This window comes from Nocardioides sp. Root1257 (genome assembly GCF_001425175.1).
Lineage (GTDB): Bacteria > Actinomycetota > Actinomycetes > Propionibacteriales > Nocardioidaceae > Nocardioides.
In genome coordinates, this window is sequence record NZ_LMDV01000001.1 from 864,506 (window position 1) to 885,924 (window position 21,419).

Annotated in this window: 17 protein-coding genes; 5 read left to right on the forward strand and 12 right to left on the reverse strand. The window is 72.6% G+C overall.

All coding sequences use genetic code 11. The features are described 5' to 3' along the window. Positions 1-765 carry a MerR family transcriptional regulator gene (locus ASC77_RS04230; RefSeq protein ID WP_056149103.1) on the forward strand — a complete coding sequence of 255 codons (765 nt, stop codon included), beginning with the start codon at positions 1-3 and terminating at the stop codon, positions 763-765. Positions 766-774: 9 nt separating this feature from the next. Here ASC77_RS04230 and ASC77_RS04235 read toward each other — a convergent pair whose 3' ends face one another. The 6 genes from ASC77_RS04235 to ASC77_RS04260 all read right to left on the reverse strand — a co-directional run bounded on the left by ASC77_RS04235 (position 775) and on the right by ASC77_RS04260 (position 9,142). After that, the gene (locus ASC77_RS04235) at positions 775-4,281 is read right to left on the reverse strand and encodes an ATP-binding cassette domain-containing protein (protein ID WP_056149105.1); all 3,507 of its coding nucleotides are present in this window, start codon (positions 4,279-4,281) and stop codon (positions 775-777) included. 387 nt (positions 4,282-4,668) lie between these two features. Continuing rightward, on the reverse strand, positions 4,669-5,199 hold the full coding sequence (locus ASC77_RS04240; protein WP_056149107.1) for a pyridoxamine 5'-phosphate oxidase family protein: 531 nt from the start codon (positions 5,197-5,199) through the stop codon (positions 4,669-4,671). Positions 5,200-5,229: 30 nt separating this feature from the next. Then, on the reverse strand, positions 5,230-6,039 hold the full coding sequence (locus ASC77_RS04245; protein ID WP_056149109.1) for an ABC transporter permease: 810 nt from the start codon (positions 6,037-6,039) through the stop codon (positions 5,230-5,232). Then, positions 6,039-6,854 carry an ABC transporter permease gene (locus tag ASC77_RS04250; RefSeq protein ID WP_235565250.1) on the reverse strand — a complete coding sequence of 272 codons (816 nt, stop codon included), beginning with the start codon at positions 6,852-6,854 and terminating at the stop codon, positions 6,039-6,041. Before ASC77_RS04250 ends, ASC77_RS04245 begins: the two co-directional genes overlap by 1 nt. A 36-nt stretch (positions 6,855-6,890) precedes the next feature. Beyond that, on the reverse strand, positions 6,891-8,108 hold the full coding sequence (locus ASC77_RS04255) for an ABC transporter substrate-binding protein (RefSeq protein WP_056149113.1): 1,218 nt from the start codon (positions 8,106-8,108) through the stop codon (positions 6,891-6,893). Then, a complete protein-coding gene (locus ASC77_RS04260) occupies positions 8,105-9,142 on the reverse strand; it encodes an ABC transporter ATP-binding protein (protein ID WP_156390908.1) in 1,038 nt (345 codons plus the stop codon). Before ASC77_RS04260 ends, ASC77_RS04255 begins: the two co-directional genes overlap by 4 nt. Before the next feature lie 113 nt (positions 9,143-9,255). Between ASC77_RS04260 and ASC77_RS04265 the strand changes: the two genes are divergently transcribed. The 3 genes from ASC77_RS04265 to ASC77_RS04275 are packed head-to-tail and all read left to right on the forward strand — an operon-like array spanning position 9,256 to position 12,093. Next, positions 9,256-10,026 (forward strand): FadR/GntR family transcriptional regulator, encoded by a 771-nt coding sequence (locus tag ASC77_RS04265; RefSeq protein ID WP_056149117.1) that lies wholly within the window; start codon positions 9,256-9,258, stop codon positions 10,024-10,026. Next, complete coding sequence (locus ASC77_RS04270; protein ID WP_056149119.1) at positions 10,023-10,721, forward strand: cache domain-containing protein; 699 nt, start codon at positions 10,023-10,025, stop codon at positions 10,719-10,721. Before ASC77_RS04265 ends, ASC77_RS04270 begins: the two co-directional genes overlap by 4 nt. A 46-nt stretch (positions 10,722-10,767) precedes the next feature. Continuing rightward, positions 10,768-12,093 (forward strand): polysaccharide deacetylase family protein, encoded by a 1,326-nt coding sequence (locus ASC77_RS04275; RefSeq protein WP_056793381.1) that lies wholly within the window; start codon positions 10,768-10,770, stop codon positions 12,091-12,093. Between the two features lie 16 nt (positions 12,094-12,109). Here the strand turns inward: ASC77_RS04275 and ASC77_RS04280 are convergent, their stop codons facing one another. From ASC77_RS04280 to ASC77_RS04305, 6 genes are all read right to left on the reverse strand, one after another. Next, the gene (locus ASC77_RS04280; RefSeq protein WP_056149122.1) at positions 12,110-13,276 is read right to left on the reverse strand and encodes a hypothetical protein; all 1,167 of its coding nucleotides are present in this window, start codon (positions 13,274-13,276) and stop codon (positions 12,110-12,112) included. Beyond that, positions 13,276-13,848, reverse strand: a complete 573-nt coding sequence (locus tag ASC77_RS04285; RefSeq protein WP_056149124.1) for an RNA polymerase sigma factor — start codon at positions 13,846-13,848, stop codon at positions 13,276-13,278. Before ASC77_RS04285 ends, ASC77_RS04280 begins: the two co-directional genes overlap by 1 nt. A 120-nt stretch (positions 13,849-13,968) precedes the next feature. Further along, positions 13,969-15,267 (reverse strand): hypothetical protein, encoded by a 1,299-nt coding sequence (locus ASC77_RS04290; RefSeq protein WP_056149126.1) that lies wholly within the window; start codon positions 15,265-15,267, stop codon positions 13,969-13,971. A gap of 74 nt (positions 15,268-15,341) precedes the next feature. Next, complete coding sequence (locus tag ASC77_RS04295) at positions 15,342-16,553, reverse strand: saccharopine dehydrogenase family protein (RefSeq protein ID WP_056149128.1); 1,212 nt, start codon at positions 16,551-16,553, stop codon at positions 15,342-15,344. Positions 16,554-16,685: 132 nt separating this feature from the next. After that, entirely contained in the window at positions 16,686-18,116 is a 1,431-nt protein-coding gene (locus ASC77_RS04300; protein ID WP_056149130.1) for a gamma-aminobutyraldehyde dehydrogenase, read from the reverse strand. 81 nt (positions 18,117-18,197) lie between these two features. Then, a complete protein-coding gene (locus ASC77_RS04305; RefSeq protein WP_056149131.1) occupies positions 18,198-19,826 on the reverse strand; it encodes an amidohydrolase in 1,629 nt (542 codons plus the stop codon). A 148-nt stretch (positions 19,827-19,974) separates the two neighbouring features. Here ASC77_RS04305 and ASC77_RS04310 point away from each other — a divergent pair, with 148 nt between their 5' ends. Next, on the forward strand, positions 19,975-21,363 hold the full coding sequence (locus ASC77_RS04310; protein WP_056149133.1) for an aspartate aminotransferase family protein: 1,389 nt from the start codon (positions 19,975-19,977) through the stop codon (positions 21,361-21,363). Positions 21,364-21,419: the final 56 nt, after the last annotated feature.

Sequence of the window (21,419 nt, forward strand, 5' to 3'; positions counted from 1 at the left end):
ATGCTCACGATCAGCCAGCTGGCGGCGTACGCCGGGGTCACGGTGCGCGCCGTACGCCACTACCACCAGGTCGGCCTGCTGCCGGAGCCGGCGCGTGACCACTCCGGCTACCGGACGTACGGCGCTGCCGACGTCGTCCGCCTGATCCGGATCCGGACCCTGGCCGAGGCCGGCGTGCCGCTGGCCCGGGTGCAGGAGCTGCTCGACGCCTCACCGTCGGAGTTCGGCGCGGCGGTCGACCAGATCGACGCCGAGCTCCGCGCGAAGGTGCGCGAGCTCCAGGAGCACCGCCGCCGGATCGCCCAGCTGGCAGCCGGCGACACGCTCGCGGTGCCGGCCGAGGTCGTGACCTACCTCGACCGGCTCCGCGGGGCGGGGGTGTCGACGGCGATGGTCGAGGGCGAGCGGGACGCGTGGATCCTGATGGCCGCGCGCTGGCCGGAGCAGATCCCGGAGTTCATGGCCGAGAAGAACGCCCAGCTCGACGACCCGCGCACGCTGCGCCTCTACCTGCTGATCGACGAGCTGAACGAGGCCGGCCTGGACGACGAGCGCCTCGGCGCGGTGGCCGACCTGATGGTGGAGATGAACGAGGAGTCGGCGCGGCGCGGCGACCTGGACCGCCAGGACGGTGCGCTCGGTGACGACGCGTTCGTCGCCCTGCTCGACGCCTTCGCGACCAGCGCGCACCCGATGGTCGAGCGGCTCCAGGAGCTGATGGCCGAGCGCGGCTGGACCGGGTGGATCAAGATGGAGCGCGCCTAGGGCACCGCCCTAGCCGGCCAGGTGCCCCCAGGCCGGCGCCAGCTCGGACCACGGGCCGGTGGCCGCGACGCGGCCCTCGACGAGGACGACCACCCGGTCGGCCTGTGCGAGGGCGGCGCGCTTGCTGGTGGCGCCGATGACGGTGGCGCCGCGGTCGCGCAGGGCCGACCAGAGCTCGATCTCGGTGGCGGCGTCGAGGGCGGACGAGACGTCGTCGGCCAGCAGGAGCTCGGCGTCGCACGCGAGCCCCCGGGCCAGCGCGAGCCGCTGCACCTGGCCGCCGGACAGCCGGACGCCCCGGTGGCCGACCAGCGCGTCGGGTCCGCCCGCGCTCTCGACGTCGGGCAGCAGCCGGGCGCTCTCGAGCGCCGGCAGCACCACCCGGTCGGCGTGGTCGAGCCGCACGTTGTCGGTGAACGTGCCCGACAGCACCCGCGGCACCTGGGCGACGTGGGCGACCCGGCCGGGCCGCAGGAACGTCTCGGTGTCGGACGCCGGCTCGTCGTTCCACCGGATCTCGCCGGTCGAGGCCACCAGGCCGGCCAGGGCCGAGAGCAGGCTGGACTTGCCGGAGCCCACCTGACCGAGGAGCAGCACCAGCTCACGGGAGCCCACGGTCAGGTCGACGTCGCTCACGCCGATCGTCCCGTCGTCGTGGACGGCGGAGACGCCGCGCAGCTCGAGGGTGCGCAACGAGTCGCGCGGGCCCGGCGCCGGGGCGGGCGCCGCACCGCTGACCAGGTCGACCCCGGCCGGCAGGTGCATCAGGTCGCCGCCGCCCGCCAGCCGGCTGGTGGTCTGCATCCAGGCCCGGGTCCCGGGTGCCTCGGTGATGACGGCACCGGCCACCCGGCCGAACCAGTCGAAGCCGTTGACCGCGCCCGCGACCAGCAGCGCCGTGGCGAGACCCCAACCGCCGGCGGCGAGGATCCCCCAGGCGGCGACCACGCCGCACTGCACCATCACGATCGGCACGCCGTCGAGCAGGGCCTGCACCCGGTGCTCGCGCACGGCGGCGTCGACGCGGCCGCTGTCGACGGCACGCAGGTGGGCGTGCACGCTCGGCGTCGACGCGGCCAGCTTGACGGTGCGGATCGAGTCGAGCGCCGACACCAGCGAGCGGCCGAACCGGGCGCGGGCCGCGGCCGACGCGGCCGCGGACCGTCCGGCGACGCGGCGACCCAGGGTCGAGGCCAGCGACGAGGCGACCATGACGGCCAGCAGCACGCCGCCGGCCAGGAAGCTCTGGGCGAGGACCGCGGTGAGCGCCGCGATCACGAGTCCGTTCATGAAGTCGACCCAGCGGTCGGCGTACCGTGCGAGCCGGTCGGCGTCCATGGTGCGGGCGACGACCTCGCCGGGCGGGGTACGCCGCAGCCGGTGCTGCTCGGTCTGGCCGACGAGCACGGCCGTGCGCACCCGCAGCATCACCGCGATCCACCAGCGCGGGTAGAGCCGGATCGCCTCCGCCAGCAGGAGCGGCGAGGCGAGCAGCGACAGCACGACGGCCGCGGTGAGCATCGTCGGGGTCTCCCCGCGCTGCAGCGCGACGACGACGTGGCCCCACAGGAAGCCGGTGACCGCGCCGAACGCGCCGCACAGCGCGGAGGCCAGGAAGATGACGATGCTCAGCGCGCCCCACTGGGGCTCGACGAGGAGCGCCGACGTCGTGGCCCGGCCGAGGCCGGGGACGGGTTCGAGGGCCGGGGCTGGCGGCGGCGTACCCGCCCGTCGCGCCGTGCCGACCTGGGTCGAGCCGACCTCCTCGGCGATGCCGCGGTCGTCCTCGGCGGAGGCCGTCAGCAGCGCACGGAACGGTCCGTCCTCGGCGGCCAGGCGGGCCCGCGGGCCGCGCTGCACGACCCGCCCGTGGTCGAGGACGGCAACCTGCTCGGCGCGCTCGGTGGTGGAGAGCCGGTGGGCGACCAGCAGGCCGGTGCGGCCCGAGAGCAGCCGGTCGGCGGCGCGCACGACGTTGGCCTCGGTCACCGGGTCCATGCGGGCGGTGGCCTCGTCGAGCACGACCACCGCGACGTCGCGCACCAGCAGCCGGGCGAACGCGACCAGCTGCTCCTCCCCCGCGGACAGCGTGGTGCCGCCCGGCCCGAGGAGGGTGTCGAGACCGGCGGAGAGGCCGGCGACCCAGGCGCCGAGCCCGAGCTCGGCCACGGCCGCCTCCACGCGGGCGCGCGGGACGTCCTCGAAGAGTGCGATGTTCTCGGCCAGGGTGCCTGCGAGGATCTCAGTGCGCTGGGTGACCACGCCCACCGCGGACCGCAGCGAGCCGAGCTCGAGGTCGAGCACGTCGACCCCGCCGAGCAGCACCGACCCGCGCTCCGGCTCGACGGCCCGCGAGAGCAGCGACGCGAGCGTCGACTTGCCCGAGCCGGTGCGGCCGACCAGCGCGCAGGTGGTGCCGGCCGGCACCTGCAGGTCGACGTCCTGGAGGGCGAACCGGCCCTCGACGTAGGCGAAGTGGAGGTCGGAGAACCGCAGGTCGAGCGGGCCGTCCGGGACCGGCCGACCGCCGGAGGGCTCGCGCTCGGCCCCGAGCACGCCGCGCAGCCGCAGCACCGCGCCGAAGCCCTCCTGGAGGTCCGGGAGGTGCCGGGCCAGCTGGTCGACCTGCCCGACGAACATCGTCGTGACGAGGAAGAGCGTGACCAGCGAGGACGTGTCGAGGTGGTCGTCGACGACGAGCGTGACCCCGATCAACGCGGTGCCGGCGAGCACCGCGTGCAGCATGGAACCTGCTCGGCGGGTGACCCGGGCCTCGACCTGGAGGACCGCGTCGAAGAGCGCGTGGACGCGGGCCGCGAGCTCGGTGCACCGGCGCAGGACGTGGGCCTGCCCCAGGCTCGCGCGCAGGTCGTCGCGGCCCGCGACACCCTCCTCGAGGGCGGCGGCGTGGTCGGTCCACGCGGCCTCCTCCACGACCTTGCGGGTGGAGATCTCGGGCAGCAGGGGGCGGACGACGGCCAGCGCGGCGAGCCCGGTCACCGGGAAGAGGACGAACGCCGGCCACCAGGTGATGCCCGCGACGATCCAGAGGGGGCCGGAGGCGAACGCCGTGCGGATCGCCATCCAGCCGCTCTGGCGCAGGAGCGTGCCGACCTCGTGGGTGTCGTCGTCGATCCGGTCGAGCACCTCACCCACGGCCTGCTCGGTCAGCGCCGGGAGCGGCTGGTGCATCGCGGCGTCGAGCAGGTCGGCGCGCAGCTGGCCCTCGGCCCGGTCGACGGTGCCCGCCCACAGCGTGCGCGCAAGGGTGTCGAGCACCGCGGCGCCGACGACGCAGAGGGCGAGGACGCCGACGAGCCGGCCGGTCGCGTCCTCGGCCAGCCGACCCGCGACGAGCGAGCCCAGCGAGGTGCCGAGGGCGGCCACGGCGCACGCGACGAGGGCGCACACGGCCACCGGCGTACGCAGGCGTCGCCAGTCGACGGACCGTGCCGGCTCGGGCGGGTCGAGGCGCGGCGACGTGACCGTCCGGTCGGGGCCGAGAGTGGTGGACATCGAGGTCGAGGCTATGTCGCTGCGCCGACAGTCGTCGCCTGGTTTACAGGGGTGTGGCGGGGGCGCGGCGGCGGGTCTGCGGGTTTCACCGGCTGACCGCCAAAACCCGCATGCCGGTCAGCCGAAACCCGCACGCCACACCGGCCAGGGACGGCGCGTCGTACAGGTCTTGGCTGACAGGTCGTCGGACGGTCCGGGGAGTACGGCGCGTCTGCGGGTTTCACCGGCTGACCGCCAAAACCCGCATGCCGGTCAGCCGAAACCCGCGCGCCACACCGGCCAAGGACGGCGCGTCGTACAGGTCTTGGCTGACAGGTCGTCGGACGGTCCAGGGAGTACGGCGTGTCTGCGGGTTTCACCGGCTGACCGCCAAAACCCGCAGACCCGCTACGACGCCCTCCAGCGCGTCGCCCCACCGTCGCCGGTGGTGGCCAGCGCCGTCATCGAGCGGGCCACGACCCGGTAGACGTGCCACGGCGGTCGACCTGCCGACGGGGCGCTGAACTCGGCGGTGAGGGCGATGCCCGACTCGTCGACGCGGCATGGCCAGTCGACCGCCCACTCGGCGGCGCGGGCGGCGACGACGTCGGGGTCGGTGACCAGCTCGGCGTCGCCCTCGACGACGAGGTCGAACTCATGGGTCGCGACGCTGATCGCGCACCGCGGGTCACGGGCGACGTTGCGGCCCTTGCGCGTCGTACGCCCGGTCTCGAACCAGAAGGAGCCCTCGGCCCAGAGCGCGCCGATGCCCGTGACGTGCGGGCTGCCGTCGGCGTTCAGGGTGGTCAGCCAGCAGGTGTGCCGGTCCGGTCCACCGGTGCCTGGCGCCTGGGTGAAGCCGGCGTCGAGACGCGCCACGATCGGCGCCCACTCCAGCTGCGGGAGGTCGTAGAGCTCAGCGAGGTTCTTGGCGTCCATGCCAGGTACGACCGACCAGGCCGGGCGAAGTCATCGGGCGCCGGTGAGTCCCTCCGTCGACGCCCCCGACAGCCGCTGGGCGAGGTAGATCGGGATCGCCGAGAAGATCACCAGCACCGCCGCGACGACGTTGACGATCGGCGCCTGGTTGGGGCGGAACAGGTTCTGGAAGATCCAGATCGGCAGCGTCTGGTCCTGCGGGCTCGCGGTGAAGGTGGTCACCACGATCTCGTCGAAGGACAGGCCGAAGGACAGCAGCGCGCCCGCGAGCAGCGCCGAGCGCAGCATCGGGAAGGTCACCAGCCGGAAGGTCGTCCACCGGCCGGCACCGAGGTCCATCGACGCCTGCTCGAAGTTGCCCCCGAGCCGCTGGAACCGGGCCTGCACGTTGTTGAAGACCGTGACGATGCAGAAGGTCGCGTGCGCGATCACGATGGTCCAGAGGCTCAGGTCGATGCCGAGGATCGTGCGGAAGCCGTTCTGGAACGCCAGTCCCGTGACGACGCCGGGCAGCGCGATCGGCAGGATGATCAGCAGGGACACGACGTTGCGCCCGAAGAAGCGGGTCCGCCGCAGCCCCATCGCGGCGAGCGTGCCGAGCACGAGCGCGAGCGCGGTCGCGGCGAGCGCCACCCGGACGCTGGTCCACAGCGCGTCCCGCGCCCCCTGGCTCTCCCAGGCGACGTGCCACCAGTGCAGCGTCAGCCCCGGCGGCGGCCAGCCGAAGGTGTTGTCGGTGTTGAACGAGTTGAGCAGCACCAGTGCCAGCGGGATGTAGACGATCACCAGCACCACTGCCGTGACGGCGGTGAGCGAGCGGCGGAGTCCGTGCGACAACATCAGAGCTGCTCCAGTGCGCCGGTACGGCGGGCCGCGGCCAGGTAGCCGAGCATCACCACGATCGGGATGGTCGCCACCGCGGCCGCGAACGGCAGGTTGTTGGCGGCGCCCTGGTTGTCGTAGACGACGTTGCCGAGCATCTGCGTCGTCCCGCCCACGATCTTGACCGCGATGTAGTCGCCCATGGTCAGGGAGAACGTGAAGATCGACCCGGCCACGAACGCCGGGAACGCCATCGGCAGCACCACACGGCGCAGCGTCATCCACGAGCCCGCGCCGAGGTCGGCGGACGCCTCGAAGAGCGAGTCCGGGACCCGCTCGAGCCCGGCGAACACCGGCAGGATCATGTAGGGCAGCCACAGGTAGGCGAGCGTCACCGTCGTGGCGAAGAGCCCGTAGCCCGGCGAGTGCAGGCCGAACGGCTCGACCACCCATGCGATCGGGCCGTTGGAGGAGAACATGCCGCGCCAGGCGTACGCCTTGACGAGGTACGACGCCCACAGCGGCATCAGGACCGCGATCACCAGCAGCCGCTGGGCGCGCGGTGACGCGACCTTCGCCATGTAGAGCGCGATCGGGAACGCGATCACCGCGTCGATCAGCGTCACCAGGGCCGCGATGCCGATCGTGCGCAGCGTGATGGTCCGGTAGACGTCGACCGTGAAGAGCGTCTGGAAGTTCTCGGTCGTCCAGACCCGCTCGATGTTCCCGGTGAAGTCGTTCTGCATCCACAGGGAGGTGATGAGGAGCGCCGCCAGCGCCCCCAGGTAGGCCACCCCCAGCCACAGCATCGATGGCGTGAGGAGGAGGCCCACCCGGAGGCCCGGGCGTCGGTCGAGAAGGGACAACCGTCAGCCCTTGATCTCGGTCCAGGCGGTCGTCCAGTCGCCGTAGTCGGTGCACTTCACGTCCGTGCGACCGTCCAGGCACTGCTCGATCGGCGTGGTCCAGTAGTGGATCTGCGCGGCGAAGTCGGCGTCGGTTGCGTGGTACGTGTCGCAGAAGGACGTGTCGGTGGTGAGGTCGCACGCCTTCGTGTTGGCGGGCGCCTCACCGAAGTACTCCGCCACCGCGGCCTGCGCCTTCGGGCTGGTGATGTAGTCCATCCAGAGGTAGCCGCAGTTCGGGTTCTTGGCCTTCGAGCTGATCATCCAGGTGTCGGACCAGCCGGTGGAGCCCTCCTCGGGGAGGATCGCCTCCACGGAGTCGCCGATGGTCGAGGCGATCACCTGCCAGGTGGTGCCGATGACCGAGTCGCCGCTCTTGAAGGCCGCGACCTCCTTGAGGTAGTCCGACCAGTACTCCGAGACGTTCTTGCGCTGGTTCTTCAGCAGGTCGACCGCGGCGGCGAGCTGGTCGTCGTCGAGGGCGTAGGGGTCCTCGATGCCCAGGTCGGGCTGCGTCTTCATGAGGTAGAGCGCCGCGTCCGCGATGTAGATCGGCGAGTCGTACGCCGTGACCTTGCCGGCGTAGTCGGACGAACCCTCGAAGACCGCGCCCCAGCTGGTCGGTGCCGGGCTGACGGCGGCCTTGTCCCACATCAGCAGGTTCGCGCCCCAGCCGTGCGGTACGCCGTACATCTGGCCGTCGACGGAGTTGAACTTCTGGTCCTTGAGGAAGGGCGCGATGTCCGCGTAGTTCTTCAGCAGGTCGGTGTTGACCGGGGCGACGTCGCCCGAGGCGATCAGCCGCAGGGTCGCGTCGCCGGAGGCCGAGACCACGTCGTACTCGCCGGTCTTCATCAGCTGCACGGCCTCGTCGGAGGTGCCGAAGTACTTCACGTTGGCCTGGCAGCCGGACTCCTTCTCGAACGGCGTCACCCAGTCGATCGTCTTGTCGGTGCTGCCGTCCTCGGCGTACCCGGGCCAGGCCAGGATGTTGACCTGTCCCTCGGGGTCGCCGATCGCGTCGGCCATCGGGACGTCGGGCGCGGTGAAGCCGCCCTGGTCCTTGCTCGCTGCCTTGCCCTCACTGTCGCCACCCGAGCTGGTGCCACAGGCCGTCGCCGCCAGCGCGAGCACGCTCGCACAGGCCACCGCGGCCAGCCTCGTCATCCGGATCTTCCTCATGCTGTCTCCTCCTCAAGGGACACCAGGTGGTCGCGACGCCACGTGAGCACGACGCGTTGGTCACGCCGCTCCAGCGCGGCGTCGATCGAGGTGTCGGTGTTGGGGTGCGACACCGTCACGGTCGGGCCCGCGTCCAGCGCGACCACGGTGCTGGTCGTCGAGCCGAGGTAGACGACCTCGCGGACGACACCGGGAGCGACGCAGAGGCCGCTGGTGTCGGCGGGGGCCTCGGCGTCGAGGCGCACCTTCTCGGGCCGGATCACGAAGGCGCCCTCGGCGCCGACGAGCTCGCGGGCCGCCTCGCCGCGGAAGAGGTTGGACGTGCCGACGAAGCCCGCGACGAAGGCGCTGGCCGGGCGCTCGTAGAGCTCGACCGGCGTCGCGAGCTGCTCGATGCGCCCCTCGTTGAAGACCGCGACCCGGTCGCTCATCGTGAGCGCCTCCTCCTGGTCGTGGGTGACGAACACGAACGTGATCCCGACCTCGCGCTGGATCTCCTTGAGCTCGATCTGCATCTCGCGGCGCAGCTTGAGGTCGAGGGCTCCGAGCGGCTCGTCGAGGAGCAGCACCTTGGGTCGGTTGACCAGGGCCCGCGCGAGGGCGACCCGCTGGCGCTGGCCGCCGGAGAGCTGGTGCGGGCGACGCGCGGCGTACGACTCGAGCCGCACGGTCGCGAGCGCCTCCTCGGCCCGGGTACGCCGCTCGGCCCGGCCGACCTTCTTCACGCGCAGGCCGTACTCGACGTTCTCGAGCACGCTCATGTGCGGGAAGATCGCGTAGTCCTGGAAGACGGTGTTGACGTCGCGCGCGAACGGCGGACGCCTGGTCACGTCGTCCTCCCCCAGCACGATCGTGCCGGCGGTCGGCTCCTCGAAGCCCGCGATCAGCCGGAGCACGGTCGTCTTGCCCGACCCGGACGGGCCGAGCATCGAGAAGAACTCACCGTCGGCGATGTCGAGGTCGAGCTCGTCCACGGCCCGCACCTGGTCGTAGTGCTTGCTCAGGCCGCGCAGCGAGATGGCCGTCGCCGTCATCGGGCTCCTCTGGTCATGCTGTTGCTCGGGCAGGTGACGCCCATAAGATATGGAACCAGTCATTAAATGGGTAGACCCCGATCGGTAACAACTGTGTTGCGAAGGAGCGCGCGATGACGGAGATCCGTCGGCACGGCAGCCGCGCGCGCGGCGCGATCTTCGCGCCCCTCGGCGACGTCGGCCGGGCGGGTCAGGTCGAGCAACGGCTGACCGAGGCGATCCGCTCCGGGGTGCTCGCTGAGGGTGAGCGGCTGCCCAGCGAGCCCGAGCTCGCCGCGATGCTGGGCGTCGCGGTGGTGACCGTGCGCGAGGCCCTGACCGGGCTGCGCGCGGAGGGCCTGGTCACCACCTCCCGCGGTCGCGGCGGCGGGACCTTCATCGCGGCGGGCGCCGACGCCGACGAGGAGGCGCTCGCGGAGCGGCTCGGATCGATGTCGCGCGCCGAGCTCCAGGACCGCGCGACGCAGTACGTGCTCGTCCTCGCCGGCTGCGCCGAGCTGGCCGCCGAGCGGGCCGACGGCGACGAGGTCACCGCGCTCCGCAGCCTGCTGCCCACCGAGGGCGACCCGGTCGGGGCCTGGCGGCACGCCGACGCCGAGCTCTGGCTCTCGGTTGCCGCCCTGACCCAGTCGGCGCGGGTCACGCGCGACGTGGTGCGGCTCGAGGCCGACTTCGGCAGCCTGGCGCGCATCCCCTTCGCGGACCCGGACGTCCGCGAGCAGACGGCCCACCACCACGACCGCCTGATCGCCACCATCGCCGCCGGCGACCTGGAGGCCGCGCGTCAGTGCGCACGGACGCACCTGCAGTCCACACTGGAGCGGGTGGTCCGCACCCAGGCCGACGTCCACGACCGCAACCGGATGCCGAGGAGCGCCTCTTGAGCAGCACGTCCACGACCGTCCCGGTCCCGTCAGCGTCCTCCCTGGCCAGGTCGGCCGCCGCGGTCGCGGCGTACTTCGGCGCGCTCTTCGCCTGCCTGGAGGGCATCGCCGAGCGGGTCACCACGGCGTACGAGGAGCAGGGCGTGATGACCGCCGCGACGGTCAGCGAGCTGATCCAGCCGCTGGCCGCCGAGACGCTCGCGGCACACCCGGTGGTCGGCGCCGGCTTCGTCGCGTCCCCCGACTGGCTCTCCGACCGCGAGCACTACCTCGCGTGGTGGCAGGGCGAGGACCAGCGGCTGCTCGCCGAGCGCGGCGTCCCGATCGGCCACCACGTCTTCGACTACACGCGCCACGAGTGGTGGCAGGTCCCGCTCGCGACGGGCCTGCGGCACGTCGCCGGTCCGTACGTCGACTACGTGTGCACCGACGAGTACGTCCTGACCGCGACGATGCCGGTGCTCGTCGAGGGCCGGATGGTGGGCGTCGCCGGCGCGGACACGCTGCTCGAGACGTTCGAGGGCCTGATGCGCGAGGACGTGCGCGCCGACGACACGATCGTGGTCAACGGCCACGACCGCGTGGTGGTGGCGGCCGACCCGCTGCTCCGCTCCGGGCAGCGCATCGACACCACGGCATACACCGAGGTGCAGGCGTTCGACGACCTGCCGTTCCGGGTGCTGCGCCGCACATGACAACCTGATGCATCGACCGAGCGTCACAGTCTCGGAGGTGGGGTCGATGCGTCGGGTGCTCGCGGTGGCGCTGCTGGTGGCTGCCCTGACACCGGTGGCCGGCGTGGCCGCCGCGCCCGGGCACCGCGACCGGGTCGTCCCCTGCTCGCGCGGGCTGGTGGCGCTGACGTTCGACGACGGCCCGTCCCCCACGGTGACGCCGCGACTCGTGCACCTGCTCCGGCGCCTCGATGTGCCGGCCACGTTCTTCATGGTCGGCAGCCGGGTCGCGGCGTACCCCGAGGTCGCCCGCCTGGTGGAGCACAACGGCTTCGCGATCGGCAACCACACCTGGGCACACACGGACCTGACCACCCAGACCACCCCCGAGGTCCGGCACGCGCTGCGTGCGACGCGTCGGGCGATGGACGAGGCCGGGCTGCACCCGACCGACCTCGCGCGACCGCCGTACGGCGCGACGAACCCGCGGGTCGACCGGCTGCTGACGGCGATGGGCTACACCTCCGTGCTCTGGACCATCGACTCCCGCGACTGGACCGGGCTCTCGCCGCGGCAGATCCGGGCGGGCATCGGCTCCGCGGTGCGGCCGCACCGCACCAACCTCGTCCTCCAGCACGACGGCGTGACCAACTCTCCGGCCACGCTGCGCGCGCTGCCCACCGAGATCGCCGGGCTGCGGGCGCGCGGCTTCTGCTTCGCCGCCCTGGACGCCACCGGCGCACCCACCCCGCCGGTGCCGCAGGTCGAGATCACCACCGCCCGACCCCGCGTCGCCGAGGGCGGCCGGCTGGCGCTCGCCGTCCGCCTGAGCCGGCCGACGTCGCGGCCGACCGCGGTGCGGGTGCAGGGCCGGACGCTGCCGTTCGCCGTCGGCGAGCGCTCGGCCCGGACGGTCGTCGACGCCCGCCAGGACGACCGCGACGACCACGGCAAGCGGCTCGCGATCACCGTCGACGGGCTCCGCGGCCTCGAGGCCGGACCGGCGGTGTCCGTGCCCGTGGTCGACGACGACCCGCCGCCCGTCGTCAGCGTCGGCGCCGCCAGGACGACTGCCTCGCCGCTGCTCGCGCAGACGGTGACGCTGCCCGTCCGGCTCGACCGGACCAGCGACCGGGACCTCGTCGTGGACGCCCGAAGCCCGCTCGGCCCGGCTTCGACCACGGTGCCCGCCGGCTCACGGACCGCGGCGCTGCAGCTCACGGTGCCGGTCGGGACGCCACGCGACCGGGTGCGGCAGATCCCCGTGCGCATCGACGGGGCCGGGACGAGCCTGCTCGTCGTACGCCCGCCGACCCAGACCCGGGCCGAGGCGGTGCGTGCGGCGTTCGCCGGAGTCACCTGGCCGCAGCTGCGGCTCCCGCACCTCTTCTAGCCCGCCCTCCGGGCCGTCACACGGGGCCCGCGGCCGCCTTGACCCGCACCTGGGCGGTCGCCTCGGCGTGGTCCTGCGTGCCGACCAGGCGTACGACGTAGTTCCGGTCCGCCAGCGGGGCCGCCACCGAGAGCGTGGCCCGACCGCTGCCGTCGAGGCGGCCCGTGGCCTCCTGGACCAGCTGCCCGTTGCGACGCGTCAGCAGCACGACCTGGTCGCCGCTCTGGCCGCCGGCGGCGGACGCCGTCACCGTCGCCGTGTCGCCGGTGGTCTCGGTGTAGGCCGTGAGCGACGGCTGCACCACGAGGGTCACGTTCGCACTGCGCACGCCCTGCGAGGTCAGCCGGACCTGGCTGCTGCGCTGGATCGCGCCGGTCGAGAGCGAGACCGAGCCGTCGGCGCCGCTGCGGGCGACGGCGACCTGGGTCCACCCCTGCACGCTGGACCGGGTCCGGAGCACCACCCGCGCCCCGGGGACCGGAGCGCCGTCGGCTGCCGCCACCGTGCCGGTGACGATGGCGGTGCCGCCGGGCGCCACCTGCTGGCCGGCTCCGGCCGACGAGATCGCGACGGAGGCGGGCACCGGCGCGGGCGGCGCTGTCGGGGTGGGCTCCGCGGTCGGGGACGTCGTCGGTGTGGCCGACGGGGACGCCGACTCCGAGGTCGACGGGTCGGCGGACGGCGACTCCGAGGAGGTCGGCTCGTCCGTCGGGCTCGCCGACGGGTCGACGGTGGGGGTCGGCGAGGGCGTGCTGGACGGCCGCGCCGGGCGGCTGTGCGTGGGCCGCGGGTGCGGCGGCGCGACGGGTGTCGGCGACGGCACGACCGGCGTCGGCTCGGCCTCGGGCTCCGCCGGCGGTGCCTCCTTCGGAGGGTCGGCCTGCGGCACGCCCAACGGGGCCAGCACCGAGTGCACCGCGCGCTGGACGGGGGCCGGGAGGTTGCTGGAGTAGGCCGCGGCCACGCCACCGGTCGCCACGGCGACCGCCGCGGCGAGGATCGCGGTCGTGCCGACCCGGCGCGCGGTCCGCCGGGCCATCGGCACGACGACCGTGGGTGCCGCGGCGGGCTGGGCGGCGCGGAACATCGCGACGTACTTCTCCTGGTCGGCCAGCTCGGCGGCCGTGCCCGGGGCACTCAGCGCGCGCTCGAGCTCGTGCTCGTCCATCTCGTCGGGTGCCATCACTCACCGCCCTCCGCTGTGCGTCCGAGAGCCGGCCCGAGGGACTCGGCCAACGACCGGAGCGCGCGGTGCACGCCGACGCGGACCGTGCCCGGCCGCTTGTCGAGCAGGCGCGCCACGTCGGCGACCTCCAGCCCGGCCACGACCCGCAGCAGCACCATCTCGGCCTGGGCGGGCGGCAGGGTGGCGACCAGCTGGAGCGCACGCGACGTCGCGTCGTTGCCGGCGGCCTCGTCCTCGGCGCTCGCCGTCGTCGGCACGTGGCGCACGACCTCGACCGGGTCGGGGACCGAGACCAGCGCCGGCGTACGCGAGCGCGCCCGGCCCCGATCGACCGCTCGGTGCCGCGCGATCGTGAACAGCCAGGCGCGGAACTCCGCCACCCCGCCCTCGAACGTCGAGAGCCCGTGGACGACGTGCATCCAGGTCTCGGCCGCCAGGTCCTCCGGGTTCTCCTCGCCCCGCCCCCGGAGGTAGCGGAGCAGGCGCGGATGCAGCTCGCGCCAGACCGTCGCGAAGGCGGACTCGTCCCCCGAACGTGCCGCGGCCAGAGCGAGCTCCAGCTCGTCCACGTCCCCCGTCTCGACAGCCGCGACCGCGCGGACCCGGGACGGCGACGTCCCGAGTCCGCGCGGTAGCGGTCGGTCGTTCGTGGCGTCCAGCGCAGCTCCTCGAGATCGGTCTCCGATTCATCAGTCCGTGAGCGTCGCGCTGGTGCTCGCGGCGAATCGTCCTGCGGCGTACGCCAGACGGTAGTCGGTGCCAGGCGCACTCGGCCGCACAAAACGGACCGAACCGTTGCGTGCCGTGCGCTGCTGGTCGACGACCGTCCAGGTGGCCGTGCCGGAATCGTACGTCTGGAGCGTCACCAGTGCGCCCTTGACGGAGTGTCGCTGCGCGCGGAGCTGGCCCGTGACGGCCAGGCCCTGGGGGACGTCGCGGCCGCGGATCGACAGCGAGCTCGGCGCCCGCACGCCGATCTCGACCACGCGGCTGGACCCGCCGGGCAGGTCCGCTGCGGCGTGCGCACGCAGGCGGTAGCGGGTGGCGGTGAGAGGAGTCACCGTGAAGCTCACCGTGCCGTCGGCGGCGGTCGTCGTCGTCTGCGCGACGGCCCAGGCCGCCTTCGGCCGAACGGTCCGGCTGAGCAGGTCGACGGTCACGCCGGCGACCGGGCTGGCGGCGTAGGTGACGGTCCCGGTGACCGTGCTGCTGGAGCCGGGGTCGATCCGCTGCGGGTCGGCGGCGATGCTCACGACCTGTCGGACCCCGACGGTCACGACGCCGCTCTTGACCGGCTTGAAGTTGGCCGTGCCGGCGAAGGCGAGACGGTACGTCGTGCGGACCTTCGGGCGCACGGTGAACGTCACCAGGCCCTGCCGGTCGGTGCGCTCCCCGTTGCGGTACTGCCAGCCCTGCTGCGCGGTCGTGCGCGACAGCAGCACGACGTACTTCCCGCGCAGGCGAGTGGTGCCCGCGCGGAGGGTCCCGCGGACGACGTCCTTGCCGCCCGGCGTCACCACGGGGCGCACCGCGCGCACGGAGAGGTTGGTGGGGAGGCGGCGGCCCGGGCCGTTCGGTGCGCGGACCTTGACCACGGCGACGCCGCTGATGCGCGGTCGGGCGTCGTCAGCGCCTGCGTAGTGCCAGCGGTAACGGGTCGTCACCTCCGGCGCCACGGTCAGGCGCACGCCTCCCTGCTCCCCCGCTGTCGCCGTCCCGATCGGCGTGAAGCCCTGCTCACCGGTCGCCTGCGCTTCCAGGGCGACCGGTCGGCCGGCGGGGGAAGCGCCGTCCACGTGCAGGTTCCCGGCGACGACACCGGAATCACCCGGTGCCACGGACGGCTGGAGGGTCCTGATGGAGATCGACGTGGCAGCGGGCGCCGAGGTGCTGGCGACCGACGGGGCGCCGACCGTTCCGAGTGCGGTCGTGACCAGTGCGGCCACCACGGCGCCGACGAGCGTCGCGGATCGAGACGTGCGCTTCATGCCTGCTCTCCTGGGTGATCGGGGGACCTCTCACCACTGACAGCGTCGAACGCCCCGGATGCGTTACACCGGGCTCAGAGCTCCTTCATCCCCCAGGGGCTGCCGTACTCGGTGAGCAGGTCCAGGAACGGCACCGCGTCGAAGGCCTCGGGTCCGAGCACGCCCGCACCGCTCCAGGTGCCACGCGCGAGCAGCTCGAGGGCGACGACGGGGTTGATGGCGGTCTGCCAGACCACGCACTGGTGGCCGTACTCCTGCATCGTCCACTCGTTGTCGACCACGTGGTAGAGGTAGGTCGACCGCGGCTCGCCGTCCTTGCCCGTGCCCGTGACCCACAGTCCGGCGCAGGTCTTGCCCTTCATCCGCGGCCCGACGGTGGCAGGGTCCGGCAGCACGGCTGCGACGACGTCGCGCGGGCTGACCTCGACGCCCTTGACGCGCACCTTCTCGGTGCTGTCGAGGCCGAGGGTGTGCAGCACCTTGAGGATGTTGATGAACTCGTCGCCCAGGCCGTACTTGAAGGTCGCCCGCTTGCAGTCGACCCAGCGCGGCATCAGGAGCACCTCCTCGTGCTCCACGTTGACGCACTCGACCGGGCCGATGCCCTCGGGGAAGTCGAAGACCTCCGGCTCCGAGAACGGCGGCGTCGTGAACCAGCCGCGCCCGTGCTCCCAGATGACCGGCGGGTTCAGGCACTCCTCGATCGTGGTCCACATCGAGAACGACGGCGCGAAGATCTCGTTGCCGTCGTCGTCGGTCACGACGAGGTTGGCGCCGTCGCGGGTGCCGAGCTCGTCGATCTCGCTGAAGAGGTGGTCGGCGGCGTACCGCGCGAAGACGTCGGAGAGGCCGGGCTCGACGCCGATGCCGACCAGCGCCAGCCGTCCCGCGGCCTCCCAGTCGTCGGCGACGGCGAACTGCTCGTCGCCGAGCTTCACGCCCGTCTGCTCGTACGGCGCCTCCGGGTGCGGCTTCGAGAGCGACATCGCCATGTCGAGGTAGTCGGCGCCGGCCTCGGCCGCACCGTTGAAGATCGACATGTTGAAGACCGGGTCCACGGCGTTCATCACGTGGGTGATGCCGTGCTCGCGGCACAGCGCCGCGACCGACTCGGCCGACGAGGCGTCGATCTGCGCGCCGACGTACCGCGCGTCGGCCGCGGCGGCCTTGTCGGCCTTGGCCGCGTCGTAGTCGGCGACCACGATCGTCTCGAAGAAGTCGCGGCGCGCCGCGATGGCGGCGAACGCCGACCCGACGCCCCCGGCGCCGACCAACAGGATCCTCATGTCTAGCTTCTCCTCATCGAGTTGAGCGTCGCGAGAGTGGTGTGGTGCCAAGGCGGAGGTGCGAAGGCGGCCTTCGAGCGAAGCGGGCCGTCGAGCGCCGACAACGCAGGCAGCGCGCCGCTATCGCGGCGCTCAGCCGATGTAGCTCATGACGTGCTTGATGCGGGTGTAGTCCTCGAAGCCGTAGCCGGAGAGGTCCTTGCCGTAGCCGGAGTGCTTGAAGCCGCCGTGCGGCATCTCGGACACGAACGGGATGTGCGTGTTGATCCAGACCGCGCCGAAGTCGAGGCGGCGCGACATCCGCAGCGCGCGGGCGTGGTCGCGGGTCCAGACGCTCGAGGCGAGCGCGTACTGGACGTCGTTGGCCCAGGTCAGCGCCTCGGCCTCGTCGCTGAACTTCTGCACGGTCATCACCGGGCCGAAGATCTCGGTCTGGATCTGCTCGTCCTTCTGCTGCAGCCCGGACAGGACGGTGGGCTCGTAGAAGTAGCCCTTGTCCCCCTTGCGCGCGCCGCCGGTCTGGATGGACGCGTGGTCGGGGAGGCGGTCGACCATGCCGGTGACGTGGGCGAGCTGGTTGGCGTTGTTGAGGGGCCCGTAGTAGGTCGCCTCGTCGTCGGGCATGCCGGTCGGCATCCCCTTCGCGGCCTCGGCCAGCGCCGCGACGAACTCGTCGTGCACGCCCGCCTGGACGAGCACGCGGGTGGCCGCGGTGCAGTCCTGGCCGCCGTTGAAGAGGCCGGCGCCGGCGATGCCCTCGGCCGCCTTCGCGATGTCGGCGTCGTCGAAGACGATGCACGGCGCCTTGCCGCCGAGCTCGAGGTGGACGCGCTTGAGGTCGTGGGAGGCTGCCTCGGCGACCTGCATGCCCGCGCGCACCGAGCCGGTGATCGCCACCATCTGAGGGGTCTTGTGGGAGACCAGCGCGCGGCCGGTGTCGCGGTCGCCGCACACGACGTTGAGCACGCCCGGCGGCAGGAACTCCTGGCAGAGCTCGGCCAGCAGCGTCGAGCTGGCCGGGGTGGTGTCGCTGGGCTTCAGGACGACGGTGTTGCCGGCTGCGAGGGCCGGCGCGATCTTCCAGATCATCATCAGCAGCGGGTAGTTCCACGGCGTCACCTGACCGACGACGCCGATCGGCTCGCGCCGGACCCACGACGTGTGGTCGGCCATGTACTCGCCGGCCGCCTTGCCCTCGAGCATGCGTGCGGCCCCGGCGAAGAACTTGAAGTGGTCCGAGGCGTACGGCATCTCCTCGTCCATGGTGAGCTGGATCGGCTTGCCGGTGTCCTTGCACTCGACCGCGTTGATCTCGTCGACGCGGTCCTCGATCGCCTGGGCGATCTTCAGCAGCGCGTTGGAGCGGTCCTGCGGCGTCGCGTACCCCCAGCCCTCGAAGGCGGCGTCGGCCGCGGCGTACGCACGGTCGATGTCCTCGTCCCCGGACTTCGGCGCCTGCGCGTACACCTCCCCCGTGGTCGGGTCGATGACGTCGTAGGTCTCCCCCGACACGCTCTCGACGAGCTCCCCGTTGACGACGTTCTTGAAAGACTGATCGGCCATGGTGGCGAGCCTAGAGGCAGGACAACGGAATCTGTAGGGGCGAGCCGCCCCGCAACACGGATTTCGTCGTTTCGGGCCCTCTCAGGCGTGGTGGACGGCCGTCCCGTCGATCCAGGTCGACACCACCCGGGTGCCGCCGATGTCGTCGGCCGAGCCCGCGAACGGGTCGCGGTCCAGCACCACCAGGTCCGCGGTCGCGCCCGGCCGCAGCACGCCGGCGTTGTCGACGTGGTTGATCCACGCCGAGCCCGAGGTGTACGCCGCGAACGCGCTCTCCAGCGCGATCGCCTGCTCGGGCAGGAACCGCTCGTGCCCGGCCCGCCCCGGCTCGCCGTACGCCGTCCGGTTGACGGCGACGTGCATCGCCTCGAGCGGGTTCGGGCTGCTCACCGGCCAGTCGCTGCCGGCGACCAGCCGCGCGCCCGCGCGCTCGAGGTCGCCGAACGGGTACTGCCAGCCCACCCGCTCCTCCCCCAGGAACGGCAGCGTCAGCTCGACCATCTGCTCGTCGAGGCAGGCCCAGAGCATCTGCAGGTTGGCCGCGACCCCCAGGTCGGCGAAGCGGCCCAGGTCGTCGGGGTGCACGAGCTGCAGGTGCGCGACGTGGTGGCGCCGCTCGGGGTCGGTGCCGGCGAAGGCGTCCAGCGCCTCGCGCGCGCCGCGGTCGCCGATCGCGTGGACGTGCACCTGGAAGCCGGTCGCATCGAGCAGTCGCACGTACTCCCGCAGCGCCTCGGGGTCGACGAAGGAGTGGCCGGCGTTGGTCGTCGCGTGGCCGCAGCGGTCGAGGTAGGGCTGGCCGAGCGCGGCCGTGAAGTTCTCGGCGACGCCGTCCTGCATCACCTTCACGCTCGTCGCCCGGAACTGCCCGTGGGTGTACTCCTCGCGGCGCGCCACCAGGTCCGGGATCTGCTCGGCGCCGCGCGTGCGGTCCCACCAGAGCGCACCGACGACGTGCGCCGACAGGTCGCCCTCCTGCGCGGCGCGCAGGTACGTCGGGCCCGGGTCGTCCATGCCGGCGTACGCCCCGACGATGGCGTCCTGCCACCCGGTGACGCCGTACGAGTGGAGGTAGCGCTGACCCTCGAGGAGCGCGGCGTAGTACTCGTCGTCCGTGGTCTGCGGCGTCAGCCGCGCGACGGCGTGCATCGCGCCCTCGTGCAGCGTCCCCGTGGGTCGACCCTCGGCGTCGCGCTCGAAGCGACCGTCAGCGGGGTCGGGCGTGTGCCGGTCGATCCCGCCGAGCTCGAGCGCTCGGCTGTTGGCCCACGCACCGTGGTGGTCGCGGTTGGGCAGGAAGACCGGCCGGTCGGGCACGACCGCGTCCAGGTCGGCGGCCGTGGGCGTGCCGCCCGGGAAGGCCGACATCGCCCAGCCGCCGCCGAGGATCCACGGCCGGTCCGGGTGCGCGTCGGCGTACGCCCTGATGATCCGGAGGTAGTCGTCGCGGTTCTCGCCCTCGGTCAGGTCGCAGCGGGTGCGCTCGAGACCGCCCTGCACCGCGTGCACGTGCGCGTCCACGAAGCCCGGCGCGAGCAGGCCGCCCTGGAGGTCGACGACCTCGTCGACCCCGGTGGTCGAGGTGCCAGCGGAGCGATCCTCGAAACCACCGTCGATCGACAGGATGCGACCTTCCGCGACCAGCACCTCGCCGGCACCGACGTACCGGTGCCCGTCGAAGAGGGCGCCGTTGGTGAACAGCGTCGCCATCAGCGACCCTCCAGCCAGGTGATATCGGGTCCGAGCTGCGGGCCGTACCGAGTCATGTTGCCCATTCAACAACGGATTCCGGAGAAATCACACGCCGCCGCGACGGATCCGCTTGCTTCTCGCCAGGCGCACCACGCACCATGGGGACATGCAGCACGACTACGACCACCTTCAGCGCGCCGCCAAGGACCACCTGTGGATGCACTTCACGCGCCACTCGACCTACGACACCTCGGACGTGCCGATCATCGTGCGCGGTGAGGGCGCCTACATCTACGACGCGCAGGGCAAGCGCTACCTCGACGGCCTGGGCGGGCTCTTCGTCTCCCAGCTCGGCCACGGGCGCACCGAGCTCGCCGACGCGGCGGCCGCACAGGCCAAGGAGCTGGCGTTCCACCCGCTGTGGTCCTACGCCCACCCCAACGCGATCCTGCTCGCCGAGCGGATCGCGAACTACGCGCCGGGCGACCTGAACCGGGTCTTCTTCACCACCGGCGGCGGCGAGGCCGTCGAGTCGGCGTGGAAGCTCGCGAAGAACTTCTTCAAGCTCACCGGCAAGCCGATGAAGCACAAGGTGCTGAGCCGCACCATCGCCTACCACGGCACCACCCAGGGCGCCCTGTCGATCACCGGCCTGCCGCCACTCAAGGCACAGTTCGAGCCGCTGGTCCCCTCGACCTTCCGGGTCCCGAACACCAACATCTACCGCGCCGCCGAGACCACCGGCGGCCTGCTCGACGGCAGCGACCCCGAGGCCTTCGGCCGCTGGGCGGCCGACCAGATCGCCGTCCAGATCGAGAACGAGGGGCCCGAGACCGTGGCCGCCGTCTTCCTCGAGCCCGTGCAGAACGCCGGCGGCTGCTTCCCGCCCCCGCCCGGCTACTTCCAGCGGGTCCGCGAGATCTGCGACGAGTACGACGTGCTGCTGGTCTCCGACGAGGTCATCTGCGCCTACGGCCGGCTCGGCTACATGTTCGGCGCGGAGCGCTACGGCTACCAGCCCGACATCATCACCTCCGCCAAGGGCATCACCTCCGGCTACGCCCCGCTTGGCGCGATGATCGCCTCCGACCGTCTGATGGAGCCGTTCCTCCACGGAGCCGAGTCCTTCGCCCACGGCTTCACCTTCGGCGGCCACCCGGTCTCGACCGCGGTCGCGATGGCGAACTTCGACGTCTTCGAGAACGAGCACATCCTCGAGCACGTCCGCGACAACGAGGGCGCCTTCCGCTCCACCCTCGAGCGGCTCCTGGACCTGCCGATCGTCGGCGACGTCCGCGGCGACGGCTACTTCTACGGCATCGAGCTCGTCAAGGACAAGGACACCCGGGAGACTTTCAACGAGGAGGAGTCGGAGAAGCTGCTCCGCGGCTTCCTCTCCAAGGCGCTCTACGACGAGGGCCTCTACTGCCGCGCCGACGACCGCGGCGACCCGGTCATCCAGCTCTCCCCGCCGCTGATCTGCGACCAGCCCCACTTCGACGAGATGGAGCAGATCCTCCGCACCGTCCTCGACAAGGCCGCGACGCTGCTCTGACGCGCGGCGGGTCCTCAGCAACGTCATACGGGCGGAGCCACCATCGGCTCCGCCCG

What these genes read in the sequence shown, in the direction of transcription:
- ASC77_RS04230 (WP_056149103.1), top strand. Translation starts at nt 1, where the DNA reads ATGCTCACGATCAGCCAGCTGGCGGCGTACGCCGGGGTCACGGTGCGC.
- ASC77_RS04235 (WP_056149105.1), bottom strand. Translation starts at nt 4,281, where the DNA reads ATGTCCACCACTCTCGGCCCCGACCGGACGGTCACGTCGCCGCGCCTC.
- ASC77_RS04240 (WP_056149107.1), bottom strand. Translation starts at nt 5,199, where the DNA reads ATGGACGCCAAGAACCTCGCTGAGCTCTACGACCTCCCGCAGCTGGAG.
- ASC77_RS04245 (WP_056149109.1), bottom strand. Translation starts at nt 6,039, where the DNA reads ATGTTGTCGCACGGACTCCGCCGCTCGCTCACCGCCGTCACGGCAGTG.
- ASC77_RS04255 (WP_056149113.1), bottom strand. Translation starts at nt 8,108, where the DNA reads ATGAGGAAGATCCGGATGACGAGGCTGGCCGCGGTGGCCTGTGCGAGC.
- ASC77_RS04260 (WP_156390908.1), bottom strand. Translation starts at nt 9,142, where the DNA reads ATGACGGCGACGGCCATCTCGCTGCGCGGCCTGAGCAAGCACTACGAC.
- ASC77_RS04265 (WP_056149117.1), top strand. Translation starts at nt 9,256, where the DNA reads ATGACGGAGATCCGTCGGCACGGCAGCCGCGCGCGCGGCGCGATCTTC.
- ASC77_RS04275 (WP_056793381.1), top strand. Translation starts at nt 10,768, where the DNA reads ATGCGTCGGGTGCTCGCGGTGGCGCTGCTGGTGGCTGCCCTGACACCG.
- ASC77_RS04280 (WP_056149122.1), bottom strand. Translation starts at nt 13,276, where the DNA reads ATGGCACCCGACGAGATGGACGAGCACGAGCTCGAGCGCGCGCTGAGT.
- ASC77_RS04290 (WP_056149126.1), bottom strand. Translation starts at nt 15,267, where the DNA reads ATGAAGCGCACGTCTCGATCCGCGACGCTCGTCGGCGCCGTGGTGGCC.
- ASC77_RS04295 (WP_056149128.1), bottom strand. Translation starts at nt 16,553, where the DNA reads ATGAGGATCCTGTTGGTCGGCGCCGGGGGCGTCGGGTCGGCGTTCGCC.
- ASC77_RS04300 (WP_056149130.1), bottom strand. Translation starts at nt 18,116, where the DNA reads ATGGCCGATCAGTCTTTCAAGAACGTCGTCAACGGGGAGCTCGTCGAG.
- ASC77_RS04305 (WP_056149131.1), bottom strand. Translation starts at nt 19,826, where the DNA reads ATGGCGACGCTGTTCACCAACGGCGCCCTCTTCGACGGGCACCGGTAC.
- ASC77_RS04310 (WP_056149133.1), top strand. Translation starts at nt 19,975, where the DNA reads ATGCAGCACGACTACGACCACCTTCAGCGCGCCGCCAAGGACCACCTG.